This is a genomic window from Chamaesiphon sp., assembly GCF_041737865.1.
In the GTDB taxonomy this organism is placed as follows: Bacteria; Cyanobacteriota; Cyanobacteriia; order Cyanobacteriales; family Chamaesiphonaceae; genus Chamaesiphon.
Genome location: NZ_JBGSQZ010000099.1, coordinates 1 through 9,570 on the forward strand (window position 1 = coordinate 1; position 9,570 = coordinate 9,570).

Annotated in this window: 9 protein-coding genes and 1 pseudogene; 9 read left to right on the forward strand and 1 reads right to left on the reverse strand. The window is 45.9% G+C overall.

Features of this window, described 5'->3' with window-relative positions; all coding sequences use genetic code 11:
- From ACEW9J_RS06990 to ACEW9J_RS07020, 7 genes are all read left to right on the forward strand, one after another.
- Window positions 1–1,659, forward strand: a 1,659-nt coding sequence (locus ACEW9J_RS06990) for a heavy metal translocating P-type ATPase (protein WP_373544412.1), incomplete at its 5' end; no start/stop codon positions are given.
- A gap of 82 nt (window positions 1,660–1,741) precedes the next feature.
- Window positions 1,742–4,123, forward strand: a complete 2,382-nt coding sequence (locus tag ACEW9J_RS06995; RefSeq protein WP_373544413.1) for a phosphoketolase — start codon at window positions 1,742–1,744, stop codon at window positions 4,121–4,123.
- A 143-nt stretch (window positions 4,124–4,266) separates the two neighbouring features.
- Window positions 4,267–5,835, forward strand: coding sequence for an oleate hydratase (locus tag ACEW9J_RS07000; RefSeq protein ID WP_373544414.1), 1,569 nt, complete (start codon window positions 4,267–4,269; stop codon window positions 5,833–5,835).
- Between the two features lie 141 nt (window positions 5,836–5,976).
- Window positions 5,977–6,468 carry a pyridoxamine 5'-phosphate oxidase family protein gene (locus ACEW9J_RS07005; RefSeq protein ID WP_373544415.1) on the forward strand — a complete coding sequence of 164 codons (492 nt, stop codon included), beginning with the start codon at window positions 5,977–5,979 and terminating at the stop codon, window positions 6,466–6,468.
- A gap of 29 nt (window positions 6,469–6,497) precedes the next feature.
- Window positions 6,498–6,740 carry a DUF1816 domain-containing protein gene (locus tag ACEW9J_RS07010; RefSeq protein ID WP_373544416.1) on the forward strand — a complete coding sequence of 81 codons (243 nt, stop codon included), beginning with the start codon at window positions 6,498–6,500 and terminating at the stop codon, window positions 6,738–6,740.
- 2 nt (window positions 6,741–6,742) lie between these two features.
- Window positions 6,743–7,219 carry a pyridoxamine 5'-phosphate oxidase family protein gene (locus ACEW9J_RS07015; protein WP_373544417.1) on the forward strand — a complete coding sequence of 159 codons (477 nt, stop codon included), beginning with the start codon at window positions 6,743–6,745 and terminating at the stop codon, window positions 7,217–7,219.
- A 56-nt stretch (window positions 7,220–7,275) separates the two neighbouring features.
- Window positions 7,276–7,431, forward strand: a complete 156-nt coding sequence (locus ACEW9J_RS07020; protein ID WP_373544418.1) for a hypothetical protein — start codon at window positions 7,276–7,278, stop codon at window positions 7,429–7,431.
- A 6-nt stretch (window positions 7,432–7,437) separates the two neighbouring features.
- Here ACEW9J_RS07020 and ACEW9J_RS07025 read toward each other — a convergent pair.
- Window positions 7,438–8,141, reverse strand: a protein-coding gene (locus ACEW9J_RS07025) for an IS1 family transposase (protein WP_373544420.1) whose coding sequence is annotated in 2 segments (ribosomal slippage) — window positions 7,438–7,817 and window positions 7,817–8,141 — 705 coding nt in all. Because the reading frame shifts where the segments join, the coding sequence is not laid out codon by codon here.
- A gap of 206 nt (window positions 8,142–8,347) precedes the next feature.
- On the opposite strand from ACEW9J_RS07025, the gene ACEW9J_RS07030 reads away from it, so the two are divergent.
- Together ACEW9J_RS07030 and ACEW9J_RS07035 are read left to right on the forward strand one after the other, a co-directional pair.
- Entirely contained in the window at window positions 8,348–8,818 is a 471-nt protein-coding gene (locus ACEW9J_RS07030) for a hypothetical protein (protein ID WP_373544419.1), read from the forward strand.
- A 56-nt stretch (window positions 8,819–8,874) separates the two neighbouring features.
- Window positions 8,875–9,570 (forward strand): annotated as a pseudogene (locus tag ACEW9J_RS07035) (beta-phosphoglucomutase); the annotation flags it as partial.

Genomic DNA, 9,570 nt, shown 5'->3' on the forward strand with positions numbered 1-9,570 from the left:
GGAGATTCTTTCTACTGGGAACTGGCAACCTTAGTCGATATCATGTTGCTCGGTCATTGGATGGAAATGGCTTCGGTGAAAGGAGCCAGCAATGCGCTCGGAGAACTGGCGAAATTAGTACCTTCTGTCGCTCACAAGCAGACGAATGGGCGGAGTGAAGATGTCCAAGTGAGTACATTAGTTGAGGGCGATCTAATTCTAATTCGTCCTGGCGAACAAGTGCCGATCGATGGTGAGATCGTCGAGGGTACTTCCAATGTCAATGAATCTTTTTTAACTGGGGAGTCGCGCCCAGTGGTGAAAAAAGCCAAGGACGAAGCGGTCGCTGGAGCGGTCAATGGCGAGGGTGCGCTGACAATTAAGGTTACTCGTACTGGAGATAACACCACCTTGAGCCAGATTATGCGGATGGTTAAGGAAGCGCAGACCTCTAAAAGCAAATTTCAATCATTAGCCGATCGACTTGCCTATTGGTTGACTTTAATTGCGGTCGGAATCGCTACGCTCGCATTCGTGATTTGGCTATCGATTAAACCAGACGATCTATCGTTTGCAGTTAGTCGGGCAGTGAGTGTATTAGTAGTTGCTTGTCCTCATGCGTTAGGGTTAGCAGTTCCCTTGGTGCTAGTCAATGCTACTGCCATGTCTGCGAAAAACGGGATTTTGGTGCGAAACCGCGAAGCATTTGAACGAGCAAAAAGCATCAAAACAATTGCTATGGATAAAACGGGAACATTGACGACCGGACACTTTGGTGTGCAACGAACTTACACGGATAGTATCGATGAGGTAAAAGCTCTGGGCATTGCTGCTTCCCTAGAATCCTTATCAGAACACCCGCTCGGACAATCGATCGTCGAAGAAGCCAGCCATCGCAAAATCGAGCTTTCCAAAGCCAGTGACTTTAAGGCTGTACCAGGTCAGGGCGTTGAAGGCATGGTAGACAGTCAACGCTATCGGGTCGGCAGACCAGAATGGGTGAAGGAGTTGAAATTGCAGTTTCCACCAGCGTTGGAAAAGGGACTACAAGAACGGGAAGCGCGTGGTGAAAGTGCGATCGTCCTGATGAACGACAAGCAAGTTCTCGCCCTATTTGGGTTAGCCGACCAAGTGCGACCATCGGCACGAGAAGCAGTTCTAAAACTAGAGAAGATGGGTGTGCAGGTGGTGATGATTACGGGCGATGCCGAAGCGGTTGCCAAATCTGTTGCTGGGGATTTGCAGATCGATCGCTATTACGCTCGTGTTTTACCACAAGATAAAGCGGCATTAATTCATCGGCTCAAAGCCGAGAAACCGACTGCCTTTGTGGGCGATGGGATCAATGATGCACCTGCTTTAACCGAGTCAGATTTAGGACTGGCGATCGGGGCTGGAACTAATGTCGCGATCGAGTCTGCCGATCTCATCTTGGTTAAAAGCGATCCGCTCGATGCCACCTACGCGCTCAAACTGGCGAAAGCGACCTACGACAAAATGGTGCAGAACTTGCTGTGGGCAGCAGGGTACAACGTCGTTGCAATCCCCTTAGCAGCCGGAGTTGGAGTGCCGTTCGGTATTTTACTAACGCCAGCAATAGCCGCAATATTGATGAGTGTTTCAACGGTTGTTGTTTCATTTAATGCCATGTCTTTACGCACCATCCGGTTTAAGGATTAGATGAGTCCGAACCAGATTTGATTCGTTACTATTCCAATCGCTCTCGAATTTTCCAGTTGTAAACTTCTACCATTTACCAAATATGACAATTGCTACTCGGATCGCACCCAAAACTCTGACAACAGAAGAACTGCGAAAGATTCATGCTTACTGGCGGGCTGCGAACTATCTTTCGGTGGGTCAGATTTATCTTCTCGACAACCCACTTCTGCGCGAACCGCTCAAACTCGAACATATCAAACCGCGACTGCTCGGACATTGGGGCACAACTCCAGGTCTTAACTTTATCTACGCTCATTTCAATCGGGTGATTAAAGCGAAAGATCTCAATGTGATGTATGTAATCGGCCCAGGTCATGGTGGGCCAGGGATCGTTGCCAACACATATCTGGAAGGGACTTACAGCGAGATTTATCCCAATATCTCTCAGGATACCGAAGGGATGCAGCGGCTGTTCAAACAGTTCTCATTTCCAGGCGGAATTCCTAGCCACGTTTCGCCAGAAACACCTGGTTCGATTCACGAGGGCGGGGAGTTAGGCTACTCACTGCTTCATGCCTATGGTGCCGCCTTCGACAACCCCGATCTGTTGGTTTGCTGCGTTGTTGGCGATGGAGAAGCTGAAACTGGAGCTTTGGCAACCAGTTGGCACTCCAACAAGTTTCTGAACCCTGCCCGCGATGGTGCCGTTCTGCCAATTCTACATTTGAATGGCTATAAGATTGCCAATCCGACAGTATTGGCGCGGATCGACCCAGAGGAACTAGAAAGCCTACTGATGGGCTATGGTTACAAGCCTTATTTTATCGAGGGAGACGACCCCGAAATCTTGCACCAACAGATGGCAGCAACCCTGGATCTCGTCATTAATGAGATCCGCGCGATCCAACATGATGCCCGTATCAATGGCTGCTCAAAGCGTCCCCGACATCCGATGATTGTGCTGAAAACTCCCAAGGGATGGACGGGGCCTAAATTTGTGGATGGAATTCCGATTGAAAATACGTTTCGCGCTCATCAGGTGCCTTTAACCGAATTCGCTAGCAAGCCAGAGCATATCAAACTGCTAGAAGACTGGATGAAGAGTTACCAGCCAGAAGAACTGTTTGATGGCAACGGAAAATTGATGGAAGAGTTGGCAGCACTCGCGCCGAAGGGCGATCGCCGGATGGGGGCAAATCCTCATGCCAATGGCGGGTTATTGCTCAAAGATCTGAAGCTGCCCAACTTTCAGGACTATGCGGTTGACGTTCCGAAACCGGGCACGATTACCGCAGAGCCAACCCGCGTCATGGGGGAGTTCTTGCGGGATGTGATGAAGCTAAACCTGGACAGTCGCAATTTTCGAGTGATGAGTCCCGATGAAAATAACTCAAATCGGTGGAATGCGATTTTGGAAGTGACCAATCGCGTCTCGACTGCCAAGATCCTGCCAACGGACGACCATATTGCCACAGATGGTCGGGTGATGGAGGTTTTGAGCGAACACATGTGTCAGGGCTGGCTAGAAGGCTATCTTTTAACAGGTCGCCACGGCTTCTTCTCCTGTTATGAAGCATTTATCCACATCATCGACTCGATGTTCAATCAACATGCCAAATGGTTGAAAGTCACTCATGACATCCCTTGGCGGCGATCGATCGCTTCTTTTAACTACCTACTCACTTCTCATGTCTGGCGGCAGGATCACAATGGTTTTTCCCATCAAGATCCAGGATTTATCGATCACATCGTCAATAAAAAAGCAAGCGTGATTCGTGTTTATCTGCCACCCGATGCCAATACGTTGCTCTCGGTAACTGACCACTGTTTGCGGAGTCGTAATTATGTGAATCTGATTATTGCTGGCAAGCAGCCCGAATTACAGTGGCTCGACATGGATGCGGCGATTAAACACTGTACTGCTGGGATTGGAATTTGGGACTGGGCGAGTAACGACAAAGGCAGCGAACCCGATGTGGTAATGACATGTGCTGGAGACGTGCCAACGCTTGAGACTCTAGCAGCAGTTGATTTCTTACGTCAACATTTCCCCGATTTAAAAATCCGCGTGGTCAATGTCGTCGATCTGATGACGCTTCAGCCTTCGAGCGAAAATCCCCACGGTTTGAGCGATCGGGATTTTGATAGCATCTTTACCCGCGATAAACCGATCGTGTTTGCCTATCATGGCTATCCTGGGTTGATTCATCGCCTCACCTGTCACCGCACCAATCACCACAACCTGCATGTACATGGGTACAAGGAAGAAGGAACTACAACAACAGCCTTCGATATGGTAGTGCTCAACGATCTCGATCGCTTTCATCTGGCTCAAGATGTTATCGATCGACTCCCACAGCTCCAATCGATCGGTGCCCACGCACAACAGCTTCTCCGCGACAAACTAATCGAACACAGGCATTACATCGTAAAACATGGAGAGGATATGCCTGAGATTCTGAATTGGCAGTGGTCGTACTAATTGGCATCGCTGAATATGATTTAGATCGGATGCAACTAATTCACTCAGCAAACTAACCGACAACCACTCAGATTAGTAGATGCCGCAGCCGCAGCGGAAATTTAAAACATAATTAAACCAAGCTTTTTGAAGAGTTAATTGACATGAATGAATCTAAGGCGTATTTACTGGGTGGTGGGATCGGCTCTTTGGCAGCCGCAGCCTTCATGATTCGCGATGGCGGATTTTCTGGCGGAAATATTTTTATCCTCGAAGCAAAGCCTCTCCTGGGCGGAAGTTTGGATGGAGCTGGGAACCCGACAGATGGCTATTCGCTGCGGGGAGGACGGATGTTGACGACCGACAATTACGAATGCACTTGGGATCTGTTCAAGTCGATTCCCTCGTTGAGTTTGCCAGGAAAAACAGTATTTGATGAAACCATCGAATTCAACGAGCTGCATAAGTCGCATTCGATGGCGCGATTGGTGGACAGTCGGCGGGCAAAAGTCCCAGTTAGTTCGATGGGCTTTTCGATGCCAAATCGTAAGGAATTACTGGAACTTAGTCTGGCTGGTGAAGCTGAATTGGGTGCTAGTTGCATTACCGATTGGTTATCCCCAGAATTTTTTGAGACTGAATTTTGGTTTATGTGGGCGACTACCTTTACCTTTCAGCCGTGGCATAGTGCCGTTGAATTTAAGCGTTATTTACATCGTTTTATGCTTGAGTTCACGCGAATTGAAACCCTGGGAGGGGTGAAGCGCACTGTCTACAATCAGTATGATTCTTTTGTTCGTCCCTTGCAGAGTTGGCTGGCAACTCAAAATGTTCATTTTTATGTCGATTGCCAAGTAACGGATTTAGAGCGACACATCGCCACAGATAAGTTGGTGGTGACAGGTATTCATTATCAACAGTGTGGTGAAAGTAAAACCATTGCCGTTGAAAATGGCGATCTGGTCTTTCTCCAGAATGGCTCGATGACGGATGCTTCGAGTTTGGGTTCGATGACGAGTGCGCCCCCAAAGCTAACCAAACAAGATTGTACTAGTTGGCAGCTCTGGGAAAAGTTGGCAGCAGAAAACACAGGTTTCGGGAATCCGGCGGCATTCAATAGCAGTATCGCTGAGTCTTGCTGGGAGTCTTTTACCGTTACGTTAAAAAATCCCGAATTCTTTGACAAGATGTGTAAATTTAGCGGTAATGAGGCGGGAACTGGCGGACTAGTCACCTTTAAAGACTCGAATTGGTTGATGTCAATTGTCCTCGCTTATCAACCTCATTTTATTAATCAGCCTGCCGATGTGCAGGTGTTCTGGGGATATTCATTGTTTCCAGATCGAGTAGGTAATTTCGTGCCCAAACCAATGGATGAATGCAATGGTGCTGAAATTTTGCAAGAACTCTGCGGTCATCTCCGCTTCGATTTGGATACTGTAGCATCAGCAAACTGTATTCCCTGCCGAATGCCGTATATCACCAGTATGTTTATGCCGCGTTTACACACGGATCGACCTGTGCCAATCCCGCATAACTCCAGAAATTTAGCATTTATCAGTCAGTTTGTCGAGATTCCTGATGATGTCGTTTTTACCGTCGAGTATTCCGTGCGAGTGGCGCAGATAGCAGTTTATGAATTTTTGGTAATCGATCGTCAGCTCCCACCCGTAACGCCTCACGATCGATCGCCACGAGTGCAATTTGAGGCTTTAATTAAAGCATTTAAATGAGCTTTGCCATAAATGATTAATTTTTCACTACCTTCTCACTTTCAAAATATATGCAGCTCATTTTCCGAAGATGTCTGTACTTATTGGTGATTCCTTTACTTCAGAGGCTGTATCAAAAACTGAATCTTAGAGAGAATAATTATGTTGAATATCGATGAAATGAGTTTAAAAGATATCCGCAAACTACTACACAAAGTAGGCTATGGACATCTTGCTTTCATCTATGAAGGAAAACCTTATACGATGCCACTGCATTATTACCTCGAAGATTCAGATATTTATCTATTTACAACTGAAGGTATCAAAACTTATGGCATGGATGCTAATCCAGAAATCTGTTTACAGGTTGAAGAAGTACATGACTCCTGGCATTGGCGGAGCGTCATGGTGATGGGTCGAGCCGAACGTCTGACAGATCGGCAAGATATCGAGCGGGTGACGAAATTAATTAAAGAGCAAAATCCGACACTTACTCCTGCTATTAATCGAACTTGGATCGATGCTTGGGGACGTGCAGACATAGTGGTCATCTATCGGATCTCCCACTATGAGATGAGCGGAAGAATGACTGATGGAGTCAACTCTCAGCAGGAAATAAAAACACCTCGCGAGATCCACACGTCTTCAACCTAATATCGATATTCAGGAGTAAAAATAGTGTGATGATTGACACTTTAAATACTTACCATCAAGCTTGGTGGATCGAAATTTTGACCGCGCAGCCCAAATGTACCTATTATTTCGGCCCATTTGCGGGTGCCTGGGAAGCGGAGGTGGCAAGCAAAGGTTTTGTAGAAGATCTCGAAGGTGAATTTGCTCAAGGCATCAAAATCAAAATCGACAGGCATTCTCAGCCCGATCTACTGACGATCGAACACGATCCAATCGAATCATTAGGAGCATAATTATGTTAGATATCGACGAAATGAGTTCAAAAGAAATCTACGAACTATTACGCAAAATTGGATATGGACATCTTGGTTTCATTCATGAAGGGAAACCCTATGTGATGCCAATGCATTATTACATTGAAGATGAAAATATTTATCTGTTTACCACTGACGGCATGAAGACACATGACATCGATGCCAGTCCAGAAATCTGCCTTCAAGTCGAAGAAATAATTAACGATCCGCTTCACTGGCGCAGTGTAATCGTATTAGGACAAGCCAAACGACTGACGGAGAAAGCAGATATCGCACGGGTACAAAAATTAATTAAAGAGATTAATCCGACACTTTCTCCCGCGATTAATCGCACTTGGATCGACTCGTGGGGACGGGCGGAGGTAATTGCCATCTATCGGGTGTATCCGAGCGAAATGAGCGGACGCACGACTGATGGTGTCAGCAGCCGGATGATGATAAATGACTTTGGACTTTAACACCTATTTTCGGTATTTCAGTACGCAAAGTTTTAACTTTGCAGGAGTAAATAATAATGCATCACCCAGAAACCGAAACTCAAGCCACTGAAAACATCTCAGCAAATCCTCACAATATTTCTAAGGTTATTAAAAATACGGGCGTTGCTGAATTGATGTATGATATGGCGATCGAGGAGACAAGTATTAGTCAAATTGAAGCTAATCTTTAGCTGGATTTAATAGCTAGGTGAATATGGAACAGGAACATCCCAAAACTTGAGGTAATGAATTAATAATCTAACTGAATGTGCTAACATCTCTTTTGACTTAGAATAGCAAAGTGTCTTGCGATGAAGCCTGGCTAAATAGTGTCTAAGCCTTGTATTTTCTCCTTCTACTCGTGTCATATAAGTTTTGCAGATAATCTGGTCTCCATCTGGAATAAATATTGGATAGACTGGCCATCCATCTGTGACGTAAAAGTAACATTTCCAGCTACCAACTAGTTCCCACAATGGCTGAAAAGTTTTGGCACTATGGTCGCCTAATACCCACCCTAAAATTCCTGGTTGAAAGTGATTTACTGCCGTCCAGAGCCAGATCTTGTTTTTTTTGAGCCAACAAATGTTTCTAGTTCGTCCAGCTCTCCTACTTGTGGAATCGTTGCTGGTGTGTAAGCATTTGGTAGTAATTCGCCTACTTGCTTAACCCAATTAATAATACTGGTGTGATGTACTCCTTTAATTCTCTCAATTGCTCTAAATCCCATTCCATTTACGTACATTGTTAAACATTCACGTTTAACCTCTTCTGAATAGCCCCGTTGTGCTTCATATCCTTCGATAAACTGTCTACCACAGTCAACACATATATGATTCTGCTTCCCTGCTTTACGCCCATTCTTATTAACATGCGTTGACTTACATTCGGGACATTTTATCGCCTCTGATTTGCTATTCATTGTTTTTTATCATTCTTGGTCTCGATCGCCATATCATACATCAATTCAGCAACGCCAAAATACGCTCGGCATGGTCGTTATGTTTGGTGCTTGCATTGTGATTTGTCATGTGTTTGGATGGATGCCCTCATAACTTTCTCATAATTTAGTTTTAAAGTTGATATGGTAGTGCGGAATAAGGGTTTATGTCTAAGAGAATCGTCCAAATTCTAGCAGCACCAGAACCAAATCTGTTTCTGTTTGCCTTCTTACTTAATTTTGTTTATGAAGTTTGGCAGGCTCCCTATTATGAGTTCTATGGAAGCCCCTCTTTAGCCGACAAAATCAAAGACTTGACTCACTGTTCCTTCGGCGATGGAGTGATCATTCTGGTCTGTAGTTGGGTTGTGAGTGTGCTAATTAGATCGCGAAATTGGGTACTTCGTCCCACCCCAAAACTGACGTTCCTATTTACTAGTATTGGGCTGTTAATTACCCTCGTCATCGAAACCTATCGAGTTAATGTTTCTAAAGTCTATGGGGTGCCTGTGCTGGCAGTACCGATGCTAGGGATGAGTTCCCTCGCTGTCATTCAGTGGATCGTTTTGCCACCACTCATCCTTTACCTGGCTCGTCGTCACATGTTGGGATATCCCGAACAGCAGAGATTGAAATAATCCATGTCATCTTGCGGTCTAACTCTCGCTATTGTCTTGTATGGAGATCTTCAGCTATGACTCAATCACCTTCTAAGCCTCAAGTACAATTTCTCTCACACCCAACTTCAGCGAACAGTTCCACTCGCGATCTGATTTATTCAGACTGGACGCTAATCGAACCTGAATTCGACCCAGTGAAGTTGCGGGCTAGAGAAACCGTATTTACGATCGGCAATGGTTATTTAGGAACGCGAGGCAGCTTTGAAGAGGGCTACCCCAATGCTTTACCAGCAACCTTAGTGCATGGAGTGTATGACGATGTACCTGGGGTTTATACCGAGCTGGCAAACTGTCCTGATTGGCTGTCATTAACGATTGTGGTCAATGGAGAGCGGTTTCGGCTCGATCGAGGTGAAATCCTCCAATATGAGCGGCAGTTGGACTTGCAGCACGGGATTCTGAGTCGATCGATCCGCTGGCGTAGTCCGATTGGCAATACAGTAGACTTACGGTTCGATCGGTTTACTAGTTTGGCAGATCATCAAGTATTGGGACTGCGCTGCCAGGTTACGCCTGTCGATTTCAGTGGCAAGATTGAGATTCAATCCAGTATCAATGCCTATCCTGACAATCAAGGCTTCGACCATTGGGAGCAAATCGATCGCGGCAAGATCGATCGAGGAATTTGGCTTCAACTTCGCACCCGCAGTACCCAAGTCGAAATCGGCATGGCGGCTAAAATGACTGCGGTTGGCACCGATGCGAAGATC

Bases quoted from the DNA above. Each gene is read 5' to 3' on its own strand.
- ACEW9J_RS06995 (WP_373544413.1), top strand. From the start codon at position 1,742: ATGACAATTGCTACTCGGATCGCACCCAAAACTCTGACAACAGAAGAA.
- ACEW9J_RS07000 (WP_373544414.1), top strand. From the start codon at position 4,267: ATGAATGAATCTAAGGCGTATTTACTGGGTGGTGGGATCGGCTCTTTG.
- ACEW9J_RS07020 (WP_373544418.1), top strand. From the start codon at position 7,276: ATGCATCACCCAGAAACCGAAACTCAAGCCACTGAAAACATCTCAGCA.
- ACEW9J_RS07015 (WP_373544417.1), top strand. From the start codon at position 6,743: ATGTTAGATATCGACGAAATGAGTTCAAAAGAAATCTACGAACTATTA.
- ACEW9J_RS07005 (WP_373544415.1), top strand. From the start codon at position 5,977: ATGTTGAATATCGATGAAATGAGTTTAAAAGATATCCGCAAACTACTA.
- ACEW9J_RS07030 (WP_373544419.1), top strand. From the start codon at position 8,348: ATGTCTAAGAGAATCGTCCAAATTCTAGCAGCACCAGAACCAAATCTG.
- ACEW9J_RS07010 (WP_373544416.1), top strand. From the start codon at position 6,498: ATGATTGACACTTTAAATACTTACCATCAAGCTTGGTGGATCGAAATT.